Origin of the sequence: Belnapia arida (assembly GCF_016773205.1) — a bacterium.
Lineage (GTDB): Bacteria > Pseudomonadota > Alphaproteobacteria > Acetobacterales > Acetobacteraceae > Belnapia > Belnapia arida.
In genome coordinates this window covers 1-19,546 of sequence record NZ_JAETWB010000055.1, presented here as the reverse complement: position 1 = coordinate 19,546, position 19,546 = coordinate 1, and the positions used below count along the sequence as shown (strand labels likewise).

Annotated in this window: 20 protein-coding genes and 1 pseudogene; 9 read left to right on the top strand and 12 right to left on the bottom strand. The window is 66.2% G+C overall.

Annotation, left to right across the window (positions count from 1 at the left end):
- From JMJ56_RS30265 to kdpF, 5 genes are all read right to left on the bottom strand, one after another.
- Positions 1-209 (bottom strand): TorF family putative porin (locus JMJ56_RS30265; protein ID WP_328702513.1); only part of this gene is annotated, 209 nt, incomplete at its 3' end.
- 14 nt (positions 210-223) lie between these two features.
- Entirely contained in the window at positions 224-811 is a 588-nt protein-coding gene (gene kdpC / locus JMJ56_RS30260) for a potassium-transporting ATPase subunit KdpC (RefSeq protein WP_202835474.1), read from the bottom strand.
- Between the two features lie 3 nt (positions 812-814).
- Positions 815-2,893: a potassium-transporting ATPase subunit KdpB gene (kdpB, locus tag JMJ56_RS30255; RefSeq protein ID WP_202835473.1), complete on the bottom strand. Its 2,079-nt coding sequence runs from the start codon at positions 2,891-2,893 to the stop codon at positions 815-817.
- A gap of 10 nt (positions 2,894-2,903) precedes the next feature.
- Positions 2,904-4,613: a potassium-transporting ATPase subunit KdpA gene (kdpA, locus tag JMJ56_RS30250; protein WP_202835472.1), complete on the bottom strand. Its 1,710-nt coding sequence runs from the start codon at positions 4,611-4,613 to the stop codon at positions 2,904-2,906.
- 16 nt (positions 4,614-4,629) lie between these two features.
- On the bottom strand, positions 4,630-4,716 hold the full coding sequence (kdpF, locus tag JMJ56_RS35785; protein ID WP_202835476.1) for a K(+)-transporting ATPase subunit F: 87 nt from the start codon (positions 4,714-4,716) through the stop codon (positions 4,630-4,632).
- Positions 4,717-5,152: 436 nt separating this feature from the next.
- On the opposite strand from kdpF, the gene JMJ56_RS30240 reads away from it, so the two are divergent.
- From JMJ56_RS30240 to JMJ56_RS30230, 3 genes are all read left to right on the top strand, one after another.
- On the top strand, positions 5,153-5,434 hold the full coding sequence (locus tag JMJ56_RS30240) for a hypothetical protein (protein WP_202835471.1): 282 nt from the start codon (positions 5,153-5,155) through the stop codon (positions 5,432-5,434).
- A 364-nt stretch (positions 5,435-5,798) separates the two neighbouring features.
- On the top strand, positions 5,799-6,299 hold the full coding sequence (locus JMJ56_RS35780) for a GNAT family N-acetyltransferase (RefSeq protein WP_202835470.1): 501 nt from the start codon (positions 5,799-5,801) through the stop codon (positions 6,297-6,299).
- Positions 6,300-6,397: 98 nt separating this feature from the next.
- Positions 6,398-7,231: an aminoglycoside phosphotransferase family protein gene (locus tag JMJ56_RS30230; protein ID WP_202835469.1), complete on the top strand. Its 834-nt coding sequence runs from the start codon at positions 6,398-6,400 to the stop codon at positions 7,229-7,231.
- A gap of 598 nt (positions 7,232-7,829) precedes the next feature.
- Here the strand turns inward: JMJ56_RS30230 and JMJ56_RS30225 are convergent.
- Both JMJ56_RS30225 and JMJ56_RS30220 read right to left on the bottom strand, forming a co-directional pair.
- Complete coding sequence (locus tag JMJ56_RS30225; protein WP_202835468.1) at positions 7,830-8,705, bottom strand: Bug family tripartite tricarboxylate transporter substrate binding protein; 876 nt, start codon at positions 8,703-8,705, stop codon at positions 7,830-7,832.
- A gap of 374 nt (positions 8,706-9,079) precedes the next feature.
- A complete protein-coding gene (locus JMJ56_RS30220; RefSeq protein ID WP_202835467.1) occupies positions 9,080-10,087 on the bottom strand; it encodes a Bug family tripartite tricarboxylate transporter substrate binding protein in 1,008 nt (335 codons plus the stop codon).
- 176 nt (positions 10,088-10,263) lie between these two features.
- Here JMJ56_RS30220 and JMJ56_RS30215 point away from each other — a divergent pair, with 176 nt between their 5' ends.
- The 3 genes from JMJ56_RS30215 (at position 10,264) to JMJ56_RS30205 (ending at position 12,381) form a co-directional block, all read left to right on the top strand.
- The gene (locus JMJ56_RS30215; protein ID WP_202835466.1) at positions 10,264-10,962 is read left to right on the top strand and encodes a 3-oxoacid CoA-transferase subunit A; all 699 of its coding nucleotides are present in this window, start codon (positions 10,264-10,266) and stop codon (positions 10,960-10,962) included.
- Between the two features lie 12 nt (positions 10,963-10,974).
- A complete protein-coding gene (locus tag JMJ56_RS30210) occupies positions 10,975-11,634 on the top strand; it encodes a 3-oxoacid CoA-transferase subunit B (RefSeq protein WP_202835465.1) in 660 nt (219 codons plus the stop codon).
- A gap of 582 nt (positions 11,635-12,216) precedes the next feature.
- On the top strand, positions 12,217-12,381 hold the full coding sequence (locus tag JMJ56_RS30205; protein ID WP_202835464.1) for a DUF1772 domain-containing protein: 165 nt from the start codon (positions 12,217-12,219) through the stop codon (positions 12,379-12,381).
- A 98-nt stretch (positions 12,382-12,479) separates the two neighbouring features.
- On the opposite strand, the gene JMJ56_RS30200 is transcribed toward JMJ56_RS30205, so the two are convergent.
- Positions 12,480-12,947 (bottom strand): hypothetical protein, encoded by a 468-nt coding sequence (locus tag JMJ56_RS30200; protein WP_202835463.1) that lies wholly within the window; start codon positions 12,945-12,947, stop codon positions 12,480-12,482.
- 188 nt (positions 12,948-13,135) lie between these two features.
- A complete protein-coding gene (locus JMJ56_RS30195; RefSeq protein WP_202835462.1) occupies positions 13,136-13,783 on the bottom strand; it encodes a phasin family protein in 648 nt (215 codons plus the stop codon).
- A gap of 470 nt (positions 13,784-14,253) precedes the next feature.
- Between JMJ56_RS30195 and JMJ56_RS30190 the strand changes: the two genes are divergently transcribed.
- On the top strand, positions 14,254-14,964 hold the full coding sequence (locus JMJ56_RS30190; RefSeq protein ID WP_202835461.1) for an IS6 family transposase: 711 nt from the start codon (positions 14,254-14,256) through the stop codon (positions 14,962-14,964).
- A 135-nt stretch (positions 14,965-15,099) separates the two neighbouring features.
- Here the strand turns inward: JMJ56_RS30190 and JMJ56_RS30185 are convergent, their stop codons facing one another.
- Complete coding sequence (locus JMJ56_RS30185; protein ID WP_202835460.1) at positions 15,100-15,486, bottom strand: nuclear transport factor 2 family protein; 387 nt, start codon at positions 15,484-15,486, stop codon at positions 15,100-15,102.
- A gap of 259 nt (positions 15,487-15,745) precedes the next feature.
- Positions 15,746-16,588 (bottom strand): annotated as a pseudogene (locus JMJ56_RS30180) (transposase); the annotation flags it as partial.
- A gap of 243 nt (positions 16,589-16,831) precedes the next feature.
- Here JMJ56_RS30180 and JMJ56_RS30175 point away from each other — a divergent pair.
- Positions 16,832-18,058, top strand: a complete 1,227-nt coding sequence (locus JMJ56_RS30175) for an ABC transporter substrate-binding protein (protein ID WP_236038884.1) — start codon at positions 16,832-16,834, stop codon at positions 18,056-18,058.
- Complete coding sequence (locus JMJ56_RS30170; protein ID WP_236038882.1) at positions 18,055-18,981, top strand: NAD(P)-dependent oxidoreductase; 927 nt, start codon at positions 18,055-18,057, stop codon at positions 18,979-18,981. The genes JMJ56_RS30175 and JMJ56_RS30170 overlap by 4 nt, the downstream gene beginning before the upstream one ends.
- 365 nt (positions 18,982-19,346) lie before the next feature.
- Here JMJ56_RS30170 and JMJ56_RS34445 read toward each other — a convergent pair.
- On the bottom strand, positions 19,347-19,546 hold a 200-nt coding region (locus JMJ56_RS34445), incomplete at its 5' end, for a hypothetical protein (protein WP_236038880.1).

The following is a 19,546-nucleotide window of genomic DNA, read 5'->3' as shown; positions in this document are numbered from 1 at the left end:
AAGCCGCTGTCGTGCTGGACATCGGCCGTGCCCTGGAAGGCCCAGTTGTTGCGCGTCTGGCTGATGCCGCGGAACAGATAATCGTTTGAGACGGTCGGCGTCAGCGTCACCGTGAGACCGAGGGAGTCGATGGCGGTCTGCGCCTTGGTCGGCAGCGCCGGCAACGCAACCGTGCTACCCAAAAGCAAGGTGCTGAAAAGCTTACGCATGATGTCGTCATCCCTTAGCGCAGCGCGTCGAGTGCGAGATTGAGCCGCAGGACATTCACCCGCGGCTCGCCGAGAAGGCCGAGCTCGCGGCCCTCAGTGTTCGCGGCGACGGCGGCCTGGACGCGCTCCGCTGGCAGGCCACGCGCTGCGGCCACACGGGCGATTTGGCGCACCGCATTAGCCGGGCTGATATGCGGGTCTAGGCCGGAGCCCGAGGCAGTTGCCGCGTCGGCCGGCATCGGCGCGGGGCCGTTGGCCTCGACGCGCTCACGGACCGAGGCCAGCAGGCTTTCGCTGGTCGGGCCTTGCTGCGAGGCAGCGGATGCCGCTGCGTTGTAGGGAGCGGCGCGGGTCTTGCCCTCGTTGTCCGGATCGGCCTCGGTGGTCGCTGAGGGGCGGCTGTGGAAGTAGCGCTCGCTGGTGAAGGCTTGGCCGATCAGCGAGGAGCCGACAATCTTTCCGTCGCGCTCGATCAGGCTGCCATCGGCTTGTTTGGGAAAGACGAGCTGGGCGACGCCAGTCATGGCAAGCGGCATGGTGAGGCCTGTGACCGCGGTGAGGGCGACCACCATCGTGATCGCGGGGCGCAGCAGCGTGTTCATGGCTCAGTAGATTCCGAAGAGGTTGAGCAACAGGTCGATCAGCTTGATGCCGAGGAAGGGCGCGACGATGCCGCCCAGCCCATAGATCAGCAGGTTCCGCCGCAGCAGCGCCGCCGCACCCACCGGGGTGTAGGCCACGCCGCGCAGCGCCAGCGGCACCAGTGCCACGATGATCAGCGCGTTGAAGATCACCGCCGAGAGGATCGCACTCTCGGGGCTCGTCAGCCGCATGACGTTCAGCGCCTGCAGCTCCGGGTATCTGGCGACGAAGATCGCCGGGAGGATGGCGAAGTATTTCGCCACGTCGTTGGCGATGGAGAAGGTGGTCAGCGCGCCGCGGGTGATGAGCAGCTGCTTACCGATCTCGACGACCTCGATCAGCTTCGTTGGATCGCTGTCAAGGTCGACCATGTTGCCCGCCTCGCGCGCCGCCTGGGTGCCGGTCTGCATCGCCAGTCCGACATCGGCCTGGGCCAGCGCCGGCGCGTCGTTGGTGCCATCGCCCGCCATGGCCACCAGGCGGCCCTCGGCCTGGGCATCGCGGATGTAGCGGAGCTTGTCCTCTGGCGTGACCTCGGCGATGAAGTCGTCTACCCCGGCCTCGGCGGCGATCGCCGCCGCAGTGAGGCGGTTGTCGCCGGTGACCATCACCGTGCGGATGCCCATGGTGCGGAGCGCGGTGAAGCGGTCGCGGATGCCAGGCTTGACGATGTCCTTCAGCTCGATCGCCCCCAGCAGGCGACCCTCCTTGGCAACCGCCAGCGGGGTGCCGCCCGACCACGCGATGCGCTCCACGGCCTGGGACAGCGCCGGCAGGGGCTCGGCGCCGACTGCCTTGATCAGGCTCTCGACCGCTCCCTTTCGATAACGAATGCCATCTGCATCAAGGCCCGAGATGCGGGTCTGGGCAGTGAAGGGCACGACCTTGGCGTCGGCCGGAAGCGCCTGCGATGTCACACCATGGCGGTCGCGCGCCAGGGTGAGGATGGAGCGGCCTTCGGGGGTCTCGTCGCCGAGGGATGCCAGGACCGCGGCCTCGGCCAGCTCACGCTCGGAGACGCCTGGCACCGGCACGAAGGCGGCCGCCTGACGGTTGCCGAGGGTGATGGTGCCGGTCTTGTCGAGCAGCAGCACGTCGACGTCGCCAGCCGCCTCGACGGCCCGGCCGGAAGTCGCCATGACGTTGAAGCGCACCAGCCGGTCCATGCCGGCGATGCCGATCGCCGAGAGCAGGCCGCCGATGGTGGTCGGGATGAGGGTGATCAGCAGCGCGGCCAGCACCGTGACGGAGGGCGGCTGTCCGTTCCAGGAGGCGAGGCCCACCAGCGTGGCCACGGCGATCAGGAAGATGATCGTCATGCCGGCCAGCAAGATGTCGAGCGCGATCTCGTTCGGCGTCTTCTGGCGCGACGCGCCCTCGACGAGGGAGATCATGCGGTCGAGGAAGGTCGAGCCGGGTGCTGCGGTGATCCGCACGACCAGCCAGTCGGAGACCACCATCGTGCCGCCGGTGACGGCACTGCGGTCGCCGCCCGACTCACGGATCACTGGCGCGCTCTCGCCCGTGACGGCCGCCTCGTTGACGGAGGCGATGCCCTGGATCACCTCGCCGTCGGAGGGGATGAGGTCGCCCGCCTCCACCACGACCACGTCGCCAAGCTTCAGATCGGTCGCGACCCGCGGCTGCCACAGCGTCCGGTCGTCGGGGCGGACCAGCACCTTGGCGCGGGATTCCGTCCGCGCCCGGCGCAGGCTCTCCGCCCGGGCGCGGCCGCGGCCCTCGGCGACGGCCTCGGCAAAGGTTGCGAAGAGGACGGTGAGCCAGAGCCAGGCTGCGATCCCCGCCGCGAAGCCCCAGGCCCCGCCGGTGATGGCCGAGCGGATGGCAAGGACGGTGACGAGAGCCGAGACCACCTCGGTGGTGAAGATGACCGGGTTCCGCACCAGGAAGAGCGGGTTGAGCTTGCGCAGCGCGTCGCCCGTTGCCCGGCCGAGGATCGCCCGGTCGAAGAAGGCAGAGTTACTGGCACGGGAGGTGCGCGCGGAGGCACCCTGGTCGATGGGTGGAGAGATATCAGGCATGGCACGGACCTCAGAAGGTCTTCGCCGCGAGCATCACGAAGTGCTCGGCGAGCGGACCCAGGGCAAGGGAGGGGAGGAACTGCAGGCCGCCGAGGATCAGGATTACCCCGGCGAGCAGCCCCGCGAATAGCGGCGTATGGGTCGGAAAGGTGCCCGTGCCCTCCGGCACCTTCACCTTCGCCGCCAGCGAACCGGCGATCGCCATGACCGGCACCACGAAGGCGAAGCGGCCGAGCAGCATGGCGATGCCGAGCGTGGTGTCGAGCCAGGGCGTGTCGGCGGTCAGGCCACCGAAGGCGGAGCCGTTGTTCCCGGCCGCCGAGGTGTAGGCGTAGAGCATCTCGGTCAGGCCATGCGGGCCCTGGTTCGCCAGCGATGACAGGGCCGCCGGCAGCACCATCGAGATGGCGGCGAAGCCGAGGATGGTCGCCGGCAGCACTAGCACCGCCAGCATGGCGAGCTTGACTTCGCGCGCTTGTACCTTCTTGCCGAGAAACTCGGGGGTGCGGCCGACCATGAGGCCGGCGACAAAGACCGCGAGCAGCACGAAGATCAGCATGCCGTACAGGCCGGACCCAACGCCGCCGGGCAGCACCTCGCCCATTTGGATCAGGAACAGCGGCACCATGCCACCCAGCGGCGTGAAGCTGTCGAACATGGCATTGACCGCGCCGCAGGAAGCTCCGGTGGTCGTTGCCGTGAACAGCGCCACCAGGGCCTGCCCGAAGCGGACGTCCTTGCCCTCCATGTTACCGAGCGCGGCGTCGACACCGGCGGCGAGATGCAGGGGGTTGCCCGCGGCTTCGGCGGCATAGATGGCGGCGGTCGCCGCGATGACGAAGCCAAGCATGACAGAGAGCAGCACCCAGCCCTGCCGCCGGTTACCGACCATGGCGCCGAAGGTCACGCAAAGCGCGAAGGAGATGACCTGATGGCACCAGATCTGCAGCGAGGTCGTCAGCGCATTCGCACCTTCGAAGGGGTGCAGAGCGTTGACGCCGAAGAAGCCGCCCCCGTTGGTGCCGAGATGCTTGATGGCGACTTGGAAGGCGACGGGCCCGAGCGCGATGACCTGCTGGGCGCCCTCCAGCGTCGAGGCCTCGACATAGGCGCCGAGGGTCTGGGGCATGCCGAGCGCGACGAAGGCGAACCCGACCACCACCGAGAGCGGCAGCAGGACGTAGAGGGTGACGCGGGTGAGGTCAGCCCAGAAATTGCCGAGCTGCGATACTTTCCCTGCGGCGAATGCCCGCGACAGGGCCAGGGCAAGGGCGATGCCGGTCGCGGCGGAGACGAAGTTGTGGACGGTCAGCCCCGCCATTTGGCTCAGGTAGGATGCTGCAACTTCGCCGCTATAGGCTTGCCAGTTGGTGTTGGTGACGAAGCTGACCGCCGTGTTGAAGGCGAGGTAGGGAGGCATGCCGGCGAAGCCCTGGGGGTTCAGGGGCAGCATCCCCTGCAGCCGCAACAGCCCGTAGAGCGAGGCGAAGCCCGCCGCGCTGAAGGCGAGCATGGCCAGCGCATACTGCCTCCAGTCCTGTCCGCGCATCGGGTCGATGCCAGCCAGGGCATAGATGCCCCGCTCGACCGGCGCCAGGATCGGATGCAGGAATGTCCGCTCGCCGGCGGCGACGCGCGCGATGAAGCGTCCAATTGGAACCGCGGCGAGCAGGACGCAGGCGAGCACGAGCGCGATCTGCGCCCATCCTAAGAGTGTCATGGTGCAAAGGCCTCGCCTAAAGGCTTTCGGGGCGCAGCAACGCCCAGAGGAGGTAGATCAGCAGACCGGCGGTGACGGCGCCACCGAGCACGAGCTCGAACATGGCGGCCTACACTTGCTCACAGACCGCGGCGTAGGCGGCCAGCACGGCAAAGATGCCAAGGCCGAGGGCCAGAAGAATGACGTCAAGCACAAGCGCCTCCGATAGACGGTATGGTCAGCGGAGAGGCGTAGGAGTTTAGTGCGTAACGGAGCTATATGAACGACGGCCCAGCCGCGTAAAAAATCCATAAAATCGTCGGTTATCTGCCCACCAACGCAGTGTCCATACTGCCGGCTCGTGACAGGACTCATTCTCAACGGTCGATATGCCTAGGTCTTTATAGTTTTGTGACGAGTATGCCTACGAACTCACATGGCATTTTGATGGGCGATGAATCAAATCAGGATGCTTCCCAGACCTACCCTGCGCCGCACGATCCTCGCGCGGCCATCGTGGTGGAGGGCGGAGGACCTGGCACCAAAAGCCGGGTCACGCAATGTACACCATGTTCAAAGGCGTCGGCATCTATCCCTCGCTTGAAAATGTTGCATCGCTGCGCCACTGCCGCCGTGGCGTGTCGGGCATCTCGCTTCTGGGTTTTCTCTCAGGACTGCTATGGCTCGGCGCGGCGCTGCGGTGGCTTGACATTGCCGAAGCGACGCAAGGTCCCACCACAGGATCGATAATTTGGTTCACCGGCCAATTTGCCCATTGTTGTCGTGACGGGCATTGCGGCGTGCCTCGTTTCTCGCAGATAGCTGAGCTACTGACGGGATAAAGCCAGCGCGTCCTGTCACGCTGTATGTCGGCGTGGCAGGACGTCGCATAACTAATTGTTTAGGACTGCCATCAGAAGTGCTGATTCCGTTTCCGGGCAGACCACGCCATGGCAGGCAGCTGCCTGCATGTCCGGCCACAAGGGCGAAGCCGACCTTCTGGCGGGACGCAGCGACAGTCGCAGTCTACTCTCACCGGTCACTCGACGGCGATCCCGAAGCTTTGGGTTCCTTGCGATAAGCCCCGATGGGCCAAGTCAGCCGCCCCAACCGCTGTTCTCTCTTCCCCTATCTTGCTGATGCCACAGCCAATGCCAACCCTAAGCTGACCTTTCTGCGTGCCGTCACCCTCGCCATCATGCCTCAATGACACAGGACATGTTGATACAGCCGGTCAGTGAGGCTGACTTGCCGCTCCTCGCATCATGGCGCCGCCAGGCCCACGTCCGCCGCTGGTGGGGACCTCCCGAGGTCGAGCCTGAAGCGGAGAAATTGCGTGAGACGCGGGTAGCTATGTGGATCGCTGCGGTCGCCGGGCGTCCGTTGGCCTTCATCCAGGATTATGCTGTCGCCGACTGGATGCCTCACCACTTCAGCTACCTGCCAGTAGGTTCGCGCGGAATGGACGTCTACATCGGCGAGCCTGGGGAGGTTGGACAAGGTCACGGTGCCAGGATCGTCCGGCACCATGCTGATTACCTTTTCAGACTCGGTGTGCCCGCCATCGGCATTGACCCTCACCCTGAAAATCATCGCGCGCGACGCGCCTTCGCTCGGTCCGGCTTCCTGACGGCCTCCGGACCGATCGTCACAAGGTGGGGGCCGGCAATCCTTATGCATCGCTATGCAGGCGGCCAGTCTGCTTAAGCAACTGCTCCCCACCCGTTCCGGCGGAAGGCTTAGCTAGGAAAGCCAGCTGCGGCAGGCGGCCCAAAGCGGTCATACGCCGTGCTACAACGGACGACATGTTCGAGGCCTATCTGACCCGCTGGGGCTTGGTTCCTGACGGCGCGCCGATCACCACGCACGCCGCCCACCTCCTCCCCATCTTGATGGATGGTAAGCCAGCGATGCTCAAGCTGTCCCATGAGGCCGATGAGCGGCTTGGCGGCGTGCTGATGGAGTGGTGGGGCGGTGACGGGGCCGCACAGGTGTTCGCCAGGGGCGGCGATGCCTTGTTGATGGAGCGCGCGACTGGTCCAGCGTCCCTCGGCGACATGGCGCGGTCCGGGCAGGACGACGAGGCGTGCCATATCCTTTGCGCGGCTGCCGCCCGACTGCATGCACCCCGCCCGAAGCCTCCGCCAGAACTGACGCCTCTCGCGGCGTGGTTCGGCGAACTGTGGCCTGCAGCGGACCGCCACGGCGGTATCCTCGCCCGCAGTGCCGAGACAGCCCGCGCCCTCCTCGCCCATCCGCGTGAGGTGGGCGCGCTGCACGGCGATCTGCACCACGGCAACGTGCTCGACTTCGGCACCCGGGGCTGGTTGGCCATCGACCCCAAGCACCTGATCGGCGAGCGGGGATTCGACTTCGCCAACATCTTCACCAATCCCGACCTGGCGGACCCAACACAGCCGGTCGCCACACAGCCCGGCCGCTTTGCGCGTCGGCTGGATATCGTCGCCGCTGCGAGTGGGCTGGAGCGGCGGCGCCTGGTATCCTGGGTGCTGGCCTGGGCCGGCCTCTCGGCCTCGTGGTTCCTGGGCGACGATGATCCCCTCGCCAAGATCGATTTGCAGATCGCGGCCCTGGCTGCCGCTGAGCTGGACCGGCAGGAGAAGCTTTGCCGATCCTGAAGGTCCGCACCCCATCCGGTACGGCGGCACCCCATTCTGGGCTGCCGCCGGTCAGGAGACAGACGGTCGGGCTGAGGCCTTGCGCCAGGCGGCTGCCAGCAGACCGGAGCCGATGAGCAGCCCGCCGCCGGTCCTATTGACCGCCCGCTGTACAGCGGGCTTGCGCAGAGCGCCCCGCGCCGAGGAGGCCAGCAACCCGTAGAGGGCGGCATTCAGTGCGGCCATGGTCACGAAGGTCGCCACACCGACCGTTGGGAGCGGCTGCGCGCTGGCGGACCGATGCTGGAGGCGCTGGCGCCGACCGGGTGGGCGCCGCTCTACGGCAAGCTGCGGGACCGCTTCGGCACGATCTGGGTGCTCTCGGTCGCTGCATCCGAGGCGTCCTGAAAGGGGGCGGCGGCGGGCCTGCCGTGGGCTGCTGTCTCAGATGCCTCGCCCGACAGCGGACCTACCCGTTTCAGACAAGTTTGGCCGTTCGAGCAGACTGCGGAAGCTATCCGCTCTAAAGAAGTCACTTGCGGTAAGTCCCGCGTGACCCAAGTCAGTATTGCTGACTAGAACTTGACCTTTGAGAATATGGCTCGGTGTCCATCCTGGTCTAATCGACGCGTATCCCAAGCTGGCGAATTACGCTGCCAAACTTCTCTCGTAGCTGCTGCAGCAAGTCCCGGAAGTCGTCCGGTCCGCGCGCTTCGACCTCGATACCGAGGGCTTCGAACTGCTTGCGTAGCGCCGGCGTGGCGAGGCCCTGCTGCACCTCGGTCACGAGCCGGTCGATGATCGGCTGTGCCGTGCCGGCCGGCACCATCAGCCCGTTCCAGCCGCCGATGTCGTAGTCCGGCGGGCCGCCGGCCGCGGCGATTGGTGGGATCGAGGGCACGAAGCGCGATGGCTGGGCAGTAGTCAGGCCAAGGGCACGCAGCTGTCCCTCCTGCACGAGTTTCAAGGCGGCGGCGAGGGTATCGACCCCGTAGTCCACCTGGCCACCCAGCAGGGCCGACAAGGCCGGGGCGCTGCCGAGAAAGGGGATGTGCAGCGCCTCGATCCCGGCCATGGCGTTGAAGACCGCACCCAGCAGATGCTGGGAGCCACCGACGCCCGAGGAATTGTAGGTGTATTTGCCAGGGTTGGCACGCAGCAACGTGATGAAGGAGCGGAGATCGGTGACGGGCAGGTCACGCCTGGCGAGGAGCACATAGGGCGCGATGCCGTAGCTCGCCACCGGCGCGAACTCACGCTCGACATCGTAGGAGGTGCGGCTGACCAAGGGCTGGAAGCTGATCGGCCCGATGGAAGCCGCGAGCAGCGTGTAGCCATCCGGTGCCGCCTTCGCCGCCGCATTAGTGCCGATCTGGCCGCCCGCCCCAGGCCGGTTTTCCGGCACGACCGTCTGGCTAAGGCGCTCGCTCAGCAGCTGGGCGATGAGGCGGCCCTGCACGTCGGTCGATTGGCCCGGGGGCCAGGGAATCACCATGCGAAGCGACCGCGAAGGCCAAGCCGTTGACGGCTGTGCCAGCCCCGACGCTGGTATGAAAGGCAGCGCCAGGGTTGCGCTGAGGAGGCCTCGACGTCTCATAAGCTGTTTCCTCTCCGGCGTGCAGGGTGTGGTTGGCTCCAACCTTGGCACGGCTATCATCGATCTTGCCGGGTCCGGAGCCTTTTGGCGTGGGGTGATGCCGCAGGCCTGAAAGTCCGCCTCCTTGGCCGTGAGGCGAGGAGCCGATTGGCCGGAGCCCTTCGGCCCGATGAACGATGCGCGGGATCCGGCGCAGCGACCATGCTCGGTGGAGGACGTCGATCTCGGCATCTGACCGACGATGTCGCAAGATCGAGGCCGCCTAGCCGATGTCATCGCACCAGCATGCCGGCCGCGGCCGCGGCGCGGCGGGACAGCTCCGCCTCACGCTGCAACAAGGCACCGAAGCCAGCAGGGGTCGCCGCCGCAGCATCCGCGACCAGGCTGTCCGTCTCCTCCACCCGTGCCCGCAGCGCGGGATCTGCCAGGGCTGCGGCTATGGCCTCGCGCAACAGGCCAACAACCGGCGCCGGCGTGCCGCTGGGCACGAGGATGCCGATGAAGGAGACGAGGCCGCCATCGGGGACGCCCAACTCGGCAAAGCTCGGCACGTCCGGCAGGAGCGGCGAACGCCCGGGCAGTCCGATGCCGACGATGCGCACCTGCCCGTCGCGGTGCAGCGGCAGAGCGATGGTGATCTGCTCCATCGAGGCGGGCAGGGTGCCGCTCAACAGGTCCGGTGTCGCGGCACCGCTCGCCCGATAAGGAACATGGATCAGGCCGACCCCGGTCGCGGCGCTCAGCAGTTCGATCATCAGGTGGTTGGAGGTGCCGGCGCCGGCGGAGCCGCACTGCACCTGGCCCGGCCGTGCCTTCGCATAGGCGATGAACTCGGCCAGCGTTGTGACCGGCAGCTTGCGGCTGACCACCAGCACGTTCGGCGTGCGGAAGCACAGCGCAACCGGCAGCAGGTCGCGCATCGTGTCATAGGGGACCCGCTCCATGATCAGCGGATTGATGGTCAGCGCCCCGTTGGAGCCAAGCAGTAGGCTGTAACCGTCCGGCTGGGCCCGCGCGACCAGCTCCGTCCCCAGGTTGCCGCCGGCGCCGGCGCGATTCTCGATCACTACCGGCTGGCCCAGCCGTTCCGCGATGCCGGGCGTCAGCAGCCGCGCCAGGGTATCGAGATTGCCGCCGGCGCCGAAGGGCACCACCAGCCGGATTGGCCGGTCCGGGAAGTGAGCGGATTGGGCGCGAAGCACGCCCGGCAGTGCCAGGCCGGCCCCGGACAGGATGACCCCGCGGCGCTGAACCCCGATGGACGACGGCATGCGGGCCATTCCTCGTTCCTCCTACCGGCGCGTCTGCGCGTGCCTACGCGCACTCAATCATCCAGGACGATGAAGCGCCAGATGTGCCGGCCGCGGCTGGCCGGGCAGGCGGCACTGCGCCTACCATTCCGACCCCGCGGTTCGCCGGACCATGATGCGTCGCGGGCAGGGGGGACCTAGGCTGCATGATCGACAAGTTCGTACGCTCCATGGCGGAAGCGATGAACGGCATCCGGGACGGATCGACCATCCTGATGGCAGGCTTCGGCGAGGTCGGCGCGCCCCATGCCCTGTTGGATGGCCTGATCGAGCAGGGCGCCACAGGCCTCACCATCGTCCTCAACGCCGCGGGCCGCGTGCAGAAGCCGGATGAGCCCATCCAGGGCATCGCACGCCTGGTGGAGCTAGGTCGCGTGAGGAAGGTCGTCACCACCTTCCTGCGCAGCGGGAGCGTGGCAGCCGACGCGGTGAAGGCGGGCCGCATGGAGGCCGAGATCGTGCCGCAGGGCACCCTGGCGGAGCGCATACGTGCCGCCGGTGCTGGCGTGCCGGCATTTTTCACCCCGACCGGCGCCGGCACCCTCGTGGCGGAGGGGAAGGAGGTGCGGGACTATGGCGGTCGGCCCTGCGTGCTCGAACTCGCCCTACCGGGCGACGTCGCGCTGATCGAGGCATGGGCCGCGGATCGCTGGGGCAATCTGACCTACAGGGACAGCGGACGAAACTTTAACCCGATCATGGCCATGGCTGGGCGGCTTACCATCGTGCAGACGCACCATGTCTGCGACCTCGGGCAGCTTGCTGCCAACGAAATCGTCACGCCGGGCATTTTCGTCGACCGCGTGCTGCATGTCGCGGCCGGCGATCCGAAGCTGCCGCGCTGAAGGAGGGCGGGAATGAGCGACAACGCAAAAGACTTCACGCCCCTCGGACGAACCGGCATGGCGGCCCGCGTGGCGCAGGACATACCGGCCGGCTGGTACGTCAATCTCGGCATTGGAATTCCGACCCTGGTCGCGGACCATGTGCCGCCGGAGCGGGAGGTGGTGCTGCATTCCGAGAACGGCATCCTCGGGATGGGCCCGGCGCCAGAGCCGCACCGGGAGAATCCCTGGCTGGTCAATGCCAGCACGCAGCGCGTCACCATCCGGCCAGGCGGCAGCTATGTCGACCATGCGAGCAGCTTCGCCATCGTGCGTGGCGGGCATCTCGACCTCTGTGTGCTCGGCGGCTTCCAGGTGGCGCGGAACGGCGACTTGGCCAACTGGTCACAGTCGGCCTCGGATGTCGGGCGGCAGATCGGCGGCGCGATGGACTTGGCGGTCGGTGCCAAGCGGGTCTGGGTCGTCATGGAGCACGTGACCAAGGACGGTCGACCGCGGATCCTTGAACGCTGCACCTATCCGCTGACGGCGGCGCGCTGCGTGAGCCGGATCTATACCAACCTGGCGGTCCTCGATGTCATACCCGACGGGCTTGCCGTCGTCGACATGGTCGAAGGTCTGTCCTTCGACGACTTGCAGGCCCGCACGGAGGCCACTCTACGAAGGGCATGATCGGCAAGCCCGGCACGGCGATCCTGGGCACAGCAGCGGCCGTATATCGTGGTTGGTGTGCATGCATCCTCGGTACCACGCACAGGCTAGCCCTGCCATCCGATGCTCGCTCTCACACGCTTGGGCTACCGCTGTGCTCGACCCCTAGCTGACTTACGGTGTGTTGCCATTTCTATTGCCATTCGGCATCGTGGCTAAACTGGAAATAGAATTGCAGGTTGGTGGCTCTTGCGCCCGCCCTCGGACGGGTTCTTCTCAGCCTCGGCGTCTCGACCCGATCGGTATCCGAAAAGGCGCATCAGGCTTGGTCGCGTTTCCCGTATAGCGCACCAAAGGAGAATTCAGTTGATCCCTGGCCTCGTTGCTCTTGTCTTTGCGACCCTTTTCGCTGGAGCCGCGCTTTACATCACCCTCGTTGAATATACTGCCAGGATGGGGTTGGACGATGGGCCTCTGCTAACGCAGTGGCAGCCCCGCTACAAACGTGCGCTGTCTATCCAGGCTGGCTTGGCAGTGTTGGGAGGGGCTGTAGGGCTCCTGGCTTGGTATGGCTCCCGCGAGTGGCAGTGAATGGTGGGGAGCTTGTTCCTGCTCGCAAACTGGCCGTTCACGATGTTGGTCATCATGCCAGTGAACAAGCCTTTGATGGCGATGATGCCACAGGAGGCGGGGGCGATAAACCGCACCCTGCTGTACCGCTGGGGCACCCTGCACGGCGTCCGGAGCATGCTTGGCTCCGCCGCGTAGCTTCTGTTTGGTGGGGCGTCCCAATATTTCTCCGCTGTAAACAGGTCCGCCTCGGTTTATGCGAGTTGGCCATCGAGCCCGTTTACGTGGTCTGGCGTCTACTCTGCGACTTTCCTACGAGTGAGATTCCCGTTTTTGCGCGACGCCTGCGAGCGGGAGCGTCGGATTCGCTTGGTCGGAGCCGGCTCAGACCTCGCTGCGGGGGCCGCTTCGCCACCGCCCTGCTGCTGGTCGCGGTCGTGCGTCTGCCGCTGCGAGGACTGCTGAGCCGCTTCGCCCGCTGCACGCAGTACCAAAGTCCCGCCTTGTGCCAGTGCATCGAAGTACTCGCCCACGAAGCGTCGCTGCAGCTCCACCGCCGGGCTCGGCTTGGCGTTATCCAGCAGCGCTTCGGCGAAGCGCTTGTTGGTCGCCATCACGCTATCGAACAGGAGCGATGCGGCCCGCTGTGTGTCCTGCACTTGCTGTCCAGCTGTGTTAGTACCCGGCGCGGCGGTCATCAAATGGCGCATGTTGGCAGCAGCTTCCTCTACCAAACCGGCGAGGTTGTGCTTGGTCTTCTCCATGTTCCGCTCCATGCTTTCCGTGGCGCCAGACGCTGCCGTTATGGCAGGAAAGCTGGCTGCGCTCCGCGGAGGCGGCTGGCGATGCCGGCGCGTCTAGTCGTCGGGCTGATAGGAGAACGGCCGAGGCACCCGTAGCGCCCCGGCCGCTTCCTTGTGTGCTCAGGATCTTCGCGGATCCTGAGCCGGCGTTACTCCGCCGCGGCCTGAGAGCGCTGCTGACCCTGGTCGGCCTGGCGGATCTGCTCCTCGAGCGGGCGAAGCGTCTCGTCAGCGGTGCGACGCGTTGCACGAACCAGCGTGGCGGTGTTGCGCAGCACGGTGTCGGTGTACTCGCGCACGAAGCGCTGCTGCAGTTCCACGATCGGCGCCGGGTTGGCAAGGCGGAACAACTCCTGCGCCGCGCGCAGGTTGGTCTGCATCACGCCCTCTAACAGGCCGGCCATCCCCTGCTGCAGGTCGCGCAACCCGCCTTCGGCGGCGTTCGGCAGCGCCATCAACTGGCGCACGTTCTCGCTTGTGCCCCGGGCCGCCTCGGCCACCTTGCGGCTGACCTCCTCAAAACGCTGGGCTGCCTCCTGAGTGATCTGGCGCTGAGCGTCGGTGACCGCCTGCGCGCCCCGGCGCGCCGTGTCGTTCGCAAGCTCTGCACCGCGACGAGCCGCATCGGCTCCGGCTTCGGTTCCCTTACGTGCCATGTCGGCACCAACCTCGGCATTCTGGCGCAGTGCCTCATTGGTGGCGTGGCCGCCTTGCTGGACGGCCTCGGCACCGCGACGGACGGCTGCATCGGCGGTGGCGGCTGCACGAACGTCCTGTGGCTTGTTAATGTCGACCATGTGGGTCTCCCGCAAATGTATTTATAATGCATTGAGCATTGCTGCACTGCACAATAGAGGTGTGCGCTAGCACGCACTACGGTGCAAGAGATAAAAGATAAAAAATCTATGAAGAACTTGTTGCAAATTCTTGTGTGTTAGCCGCATCGACACATAGGTATCTACCTGAGTTATATTTCATTTCTATTAACTAATGCACCTCGTTTGAGGATATGCGATTGGTTTAAAAGAGATGTTCCCGGCTTGGGCACCTGCGGCAACCTTCAGGGACCGCTCGGGATACGCATTCGCCGCCGATCCCCTCCGCTGCGGTGCGGATCGTGGCAATGGCGATTGGTTGCACGCGGGGCCGCATCCTCATGAAAAACAATCGTGATTAGTTTTGCTGCAGCGCAGCATTATATCTGGTCTGGGCATTGTCACGTCGTTGGGCTCTGGTCGGAATAAACTGGCTGGGCCAAGTTGGCCGGATGTCAACCGAGCCTGCCACCTACCCCGGCTACCGCTTCCCGGCCGAGGTCATCCAGCATGCAGTCTGGCTTTATCATCTGTTCAGCCTGAGCCTGCGTGATATCGAGCTGATCCTGGCCGAACGGGGCGTGGTGGTCAGCTACGAAAGCATCAGGCGCTGGTGCCTCCGCTTCGGCGCGGAGTTCGCGGCCAAGCTGCGCAAGCGGCGGCCGAGGCCGGGCGACACCTGGCATCTTGATGAAGTGTACCTGAAGATCAACGGCGAGCTCTTCTATCTCTGGCGCGCAGTGGACCAGTACGGCGTCGTGCTCGACATTCTCGTGCAGGAGCGGCGCAATGCCACGGCTGCCAAACGCTTCTTCGAACGCCTGCTGATGGGCTTGAAGTACAAGCCCCGCAAGCTCCTCACGGATGGGCTGCGCAGCTACTGCGTGGCGCAGCGTGAGGTCTTGTCCGGCGTGCGGCATCGGACCAGCCGATACCTGAACAACCGTGCCGAGAACTCCCACCGCCCGACGCGACGTCGAGAACGACAGATGCAGCGCTTCAAGTCACCTGAACAGGCACAGCGGTTCCTCTCGGCGCACGCGATGATCTATGGTCACTTCCGTCCGCGGCGGCACCTGACGGCCGCCGAACAGTATCGCCGTTCGCGCCGCAAGGCCTTCCAGACCTGGCGGCAAGAGACGTGTGCCCAGGTGGCAGCGTGAGATCGCGCAAGCTCCGTCCTGCGGTCAAACCCGCCTGGTCATCGAACAATGTGACAATGCCCAGCCGAGCGGTGAATCAATAGTAAAATCAGACTAGGAAATTTTCTGAGCAGCATTATTGGCAACCGAACTGGATCAATGATTACAGTCGATTATCTTCCAGTAGCTGTCCTTCTTGACCACCAGACCATTACGGAAGGTGAAAAAATCACAGCCATTGGCTTCCACCTTCTGTCCAGTTCGCGCATCGGTTCCGCGGATTGTCCATTTTGACATGCCGCTGTCGCCATCCACATTGTGGCTGTCATCCGTGTAGGTGACATCCGGCATACCAGTGAAGCGCATTTGCAAGCCCTCACGGACCGCAGCGGCACCTTCAAAGCGTCGTCCCCACCGATCGGCACCGCGCGGGGTTTCAAGGATGCAATCCTCGGCGAAGAAAATCATTACCTTGTCTATGTCACGACTGTTAAAGGCGGCGAGGATATCCTTCAACAACTTCACACTCAGCTTCTGTGCCATCTGCCTCCCCCGGAGAATGCTCAGTAGTGGCGGCGAATAGGTTGGCCGGGTTCGGCGTTAGAAGTCCAGCGCCTTGGTGAACCGCCCGGCGCCTGATACCCAACCAAAAAGCAGCCGAATGGCGAGGAGCGATGCCTCGTGGTTGCCGCGTGGCAGGCCCGCCCCAATCGGTTTTGCGGTGCAGCCCGTCATCATGAGGTGCTGCCCGTCCCAGGTGCGGAGAAGGAAGTTGAGGTCGGTTTTGAAGAAGGCGCTGTAGGGCATTGTAAGCTTGGCGGTACTCATGGGCGTCGGAGCGACGCATCAGCGCGCTGTCGGGGTCGGTAAGGTTGGACTCGCGCTCGGGCGGCGGATCGTCCTCGGGCGGCTTGGGCGGGCGGCCGCGGCGGCCCGTCTTGGCCTCGTAAGCGGCGCGCTTGGCCTCGTAGTCCGGCCGGGCCGCCTCCGCCTCGGCGCGGGCCTGCTGCTCAAGCCGGGCGCAGGCAGCATCGAGCTTAGCCTTGAGCGCCTCGCGCCTGGCGATCTCGGCGGGCAGCGCCTGCGGGTCGGGCTGGGCCTCGGCGTCGGCCACCTCGGCGCGGTCGGTCAGTGCGGCGATGTCGGCGGCGAGCCTGACGCGCAGCGCCCGCGCCCGATCGTAGCGCACGGAGCGGATCTTGGAGGCGTGGGCGTCGAGCTTGGTGCCGTCGATCGCCACTGTCCCGAGCCGCAGCAGGCCGCTCTCGCGCGCCAGCAGCAGCACCTGCAGGAAGGCCGCCTCGAAGGCAGCGCGATTGCCGCGGCGGAAGGCGGCGATGGTGTCGTGGTCGGGATGCAGGTTCGCCGCCACATAGCGCACCCCGAGGTCGCGGTGCGTAGCCCGCTCAATGCGGCGCGAGGAGAAGATGCCGTTGGCGTAGGCGTAGATCAGCAGCGCCAGCAGCAGGCGCGGGTGGTACTGCGCCTTGCCGCCCGGGATCGGCCGCACCGCAAAGGCGCCAAGCGGCACCCGGTCCACCGCCGCCACTACGAAATGCGCCACGTCGTCCGACGGCAACCAATCCTTGGCATCCGGCGGCAGCAGAAAAGCCTGGTCGCGGCTGAACGGAATGAGCTGCGTCATGCCGAACAGATTCGCCGATCTCAGGCCCGTTGGGAATCCGACAGGCTGCTAGGGTTTGTGACCGGACTGTCTAGCTAACCTGACTGGCTCCGATCCGGTTTCCATGTCCGTGCCCCTGGTGCTGCCTTGCCCGGGAGGGACGCCAGTGGGGGCGGGATGTTGGCGGGGCGCGGCTGGCCGTTTCCATCCGGTGGTGTAGCCTGGGCGGCAAGGTGCCCAAAACGCCACACAGGAGGAAGACCATTGTCCAGGATCCGCGGGGCCGTCGCGGCCCTTACCATGCTGCTCGCGCCGTCGCTGGCACCTGCCCAAACGGCGGCCCCAGCCGTTTCCGACAACGTCGTGCGGCTCGGCGTGCTGACCGACGTCTCTGGCCCCTACGCCGATTTCTCCGGCCCCGGCTCCATGGTCGCCGCCCGAATGGCGGCCGAGGACCACGGCGGCCGCGTCTTGGGTAAGCCGATCGAGGTGGTTGGCGGCGACCACCAGAACAAGCCAGATGTCGGCGCCGCGCTGGCGCGCCGTTGGATCGACACTGACCGAGTTGACATGGTCATCGACATGCCGAACAGCGCCGTGGCCCTGGCGGTGCAGCAGGTGGGGCGGGAGCGCAACCGCATTATCATCAATACCTCGGCTGCCTCCACCGAACTGACCGGTCGGCAATGCTCGCCGGTCGGCTTTCACTGGGTGTTGGACAGCTACGCCCTGACCAGCGGCATTACCCGCGCCGTTATGGCCCAGAGCGGCCGGAGCTGGTACTATCTGACAGTGGACTACGAGGGCGGCTATGCCCAGGAACGCGGCTCGGAAGCCGTGGTGAACGCCGAGGGCGGCCGGGTGCTCGGCCGGGCGCGGCATCCGCTAAACACGGGGGACTTCTCCTCCTTCCTGCTGCAGGCGCAATCCTCCCGCGCCCAGGTCGTGGCGCTGGCCAATGCCGGCACGGATACGGTTACCGCGATCAAGCAGGCGGGCGAGTTCGGCCTGACACGGCAGGGCCAGCGGCTGGTTGGTTTCTTTGTCAACATCACCGACATCAAATCGCTCGGCCTGGAGACCGCGCAAGGCGTCGTCTCAGTGGATGCCTGGTATTGGGATCAGAACGAGGAATCCCGCGCCTTCGCCCGCCGCTTCGCCGAGCGTCATCGCGGCGTCATGCCGACGCAGTACCAGGCCGGTGTCTATTCCGGCGTTCGCCACTGGCTGAAGGCGATCGAGGCCGCCGGTACAGATGAGGCGATGGCGGTGGCGGCGAAGATGCGGGAGCTGCCGGTCGACGACGTCTTCGCCCGGGGCGGGCGGGTGCGGGCGGATGGCCGGCACGTGCACGACGTGCATCTGGTGGAGGTAAAAAAGCCCGGGGAGTCGACCGGCCCGTGGGACCTCTACCGCATTCTCTCGACCGTCCCGGGCGGGCAGGCCTTCCGCCCGCTTGCCGAGGGCGGATGCCCGCTGGTGCAGCCATGACCGAACCCACCATGAGAGAAGCATTAGGCTTCATCGGTCTCGGCGCCATGGGCGCGCCGATGGTCCGGCGCCTGCTTGAGGTCGGGCACCGGGTGCTGGCGCATGACCTGAACCCGGTGGCGCTGGCCGCCGCCGTCTCGCGCGGGGCGGAGGGGCGCGACAGCCCCGCCGCCGTCGCCGGGGAGGCGGCCATCGTGCTGGTCAGCCTGCCGACGCCTGAAGTGGTGCGGCAGGTGGCGCTCGGCGTGGCCGGGCTGGCCGAAGGCGATGCGCTGCGGATCTATGTCGACCTCTCCACCACCGGGGCGCAGGCAGCGCAGGCGGTGGCGGCCGGCCTCGCGCCGCGCGGCGTGGTGGCGCTGGATGCCCCGGTCAGCGGCGGCGTCGCCGGGGCCGAGGCCGGCACACTGGCGGTGATGGTGGCCGGCGACCGGGCGGCCTTCGACCGGGTGCGCCCAGTGCTCGAGGTGATCGGCGCCAATACCGTGCTGGTCGGCGGCCAGGTCGGCCAGGGCCAGACCCTGAAGCTGGTGAACAACCTGCTGGCGGCGACCACCTGGGCCGCGGCCTGCGAGGCGCTGGCCATGGGCGCCAAGGCCGGGATCGACCCCGAGCTGATGATCGACACGATCAACAAATCTTCCGGTCGCAGCTTCCCGACCGAACGCTTCGCCGCCGGCCCGGTGCTGAGCCGGCGCTTCGACTTCGGTTTCCGCATGGAGCTCATGGCCAAGGACATGCGGCTCGCCCTACAGGAGGCCGAGGCGCTGGGGCTGGTGATGCCGACCAGCCGCGCCGCGCAGATGCTCTATGGCCTCGCCATGGCGGACGGCGGGGCCAAGGGCGACGTCACCGAGCTGGTGAAGATCACTGAGGGCTGGGCGGGGACGGAGATCGCCGCCGCCCGTCGCAATGAGGGATAGACCAGTGCCCTAGGAGGCTGTGACCGGACTCAGCGATGCGCAGATTGATCATGGTGGCTGCGAGACGGGCGAAGCCCATCCAGCTGCGGCGGGTTTTGTCGCGTCGCAGGGCGATGCGGGCAAAGTCCTTGAGCCGAGAGAACAGGTTCTCGACGTGGTGCCGCCGGGCGTACAGCACGGGTCCCATGCGGGTGGATCAACCATGCCCCGCTTGGGTGGAGTGTGGACGGTGCAGCCCGCCGCGGCGATGGCCGCGCGAAGCCGCGCTGAGACATAACCGCGGTCAAGCGCCGCCTCGCAAGCCGGGATGCCCGAGGCCAACGCTGTCGCATAGCGCAGGTCGGAATGCTGCCCAGGGCTAGCTATCAGCCGCAGGATGCGGCCTGCGCCATCAGCGCTTCGGCGGTCGCCGAACTGCCGACAGCGCCATTCGCGGCGCGGTGGGCTTCGCAGGTGGTACTGTCCAGCAGCAGCAACCCGTCAGCTGGTTGGGCCTGTCCCGATTTCACGGACACCTTTGATAGGCTGAGGAGCCTGGGAGGTGTCGATGACGGAGAGCAACAGA

Coding starts and splice junctions, on each gene's coding strand:
- kdpA (WP_202835472.1), bottom strand. CDS start 4,613: ATGACACTCTTAGGATGGGCGCAGATCGCGCTCGTGCTCGCCTGCGTC.
- JMJ56_RS30220 (WP_202835467.1), bottom strand. CDS start 10,087: ATGGCCCGCATGCCGTCGTCCATCGGGGTTCAGCGCCGCGGGGTCATC.
- JMJ56_RS30230 (WP_202835469.1), top strand. CDS start 6,398: ATGTTCGAGGCCTATCTGACCCGCTGGGGCTTGGTTCCTGACGGCGCG.
- JMJ56_RS30240 (WP_202835471.1), top strand. CDS start 5,153: ATGTACACCATGTTCAAAGGCGTCGGCATCTATCCCTCGCTTGAAAAT.
- JMJ56_RS30190 (WP_202835461.1), top strand. CDS start 14,254: ATGTCAACCGAGCCTGCCACCTACCCCGGCTACCGCTTCCCGGCCGAG.
- JMJ56_RS30200 (WP_202835463.1), bottom strand. CDS start 12,947: ATGGAGAAGACCAAGCACAACCTCGCCGGTTTGGTAGAGGAAGCTGCT.
- kdpF (WP_202835476.1), bottom strand. CDS start 4,716: ATGTTCGAGCTCGTGCTCGGTGGCGCCGTCACCGCCGGTCTGCTGATC.
- JMJ56_RS30170 (WP_236038882.1), top strand. CDS start 18,055: ATGACCGAACCCACCATGAGAGAAGCATTAGGCTTCATCGGTCTCGGC.
- JMJ56_RS30215 (WP_202835466.1), top strand. CDS start 10,264: ATGATCGACAAGTTCGTACGCTCCATGGCGGAAGCGATGAACGGCATC.
- JMJ56_RS30225 (WP_202835468.1), bottom strand. CDS start 8,705: ATGGTGATTCCCTGGCCCCCGGGCCAATCGACCGACGTGCAGGGCCGC.
- kdpC (WP_202835474.1), bottom strand. CDS start 811: ATGAACACGCTGCTGCGCCCCGCGATCACGATGGTGGTCGCCCTCACC.
- JMJ56_RS30210 (WP_202835465.1), top strand. CDS start 10,975: ATGAGCGACAACGCAAAAGACTTCACGCCCCTCGGACGAACCGGCATG.
- JMJ56_RS30195 (WP_202835462.1), bottom strand. CDS start 13,783: ATGGTCGACATTAACAAGCCACAGGACGTTCGTGCAGCCGCCACCGCC.
- JMJ56_RS35780 (WP_202835470.1), top strand. CDS start 5,799: ATGACACAGGACATGTTGATACAGCCGGTCAGTGAGGCTGACTTGCCG.
- kdpB (WP_202835473.1), bottom strand. CDS start 2,893: ATGCCTGATATCTCTCCACCCATCGACCAGGGTGCCTCCGCGCGCACC.
- JMJ56_RS30185 (WP_202835460.1), bottom strand. CDS start 15,486: ATGGCACAGAAGCTGAGTGTGAAGTTGTTGAAGGATATCCTCGCCGCC.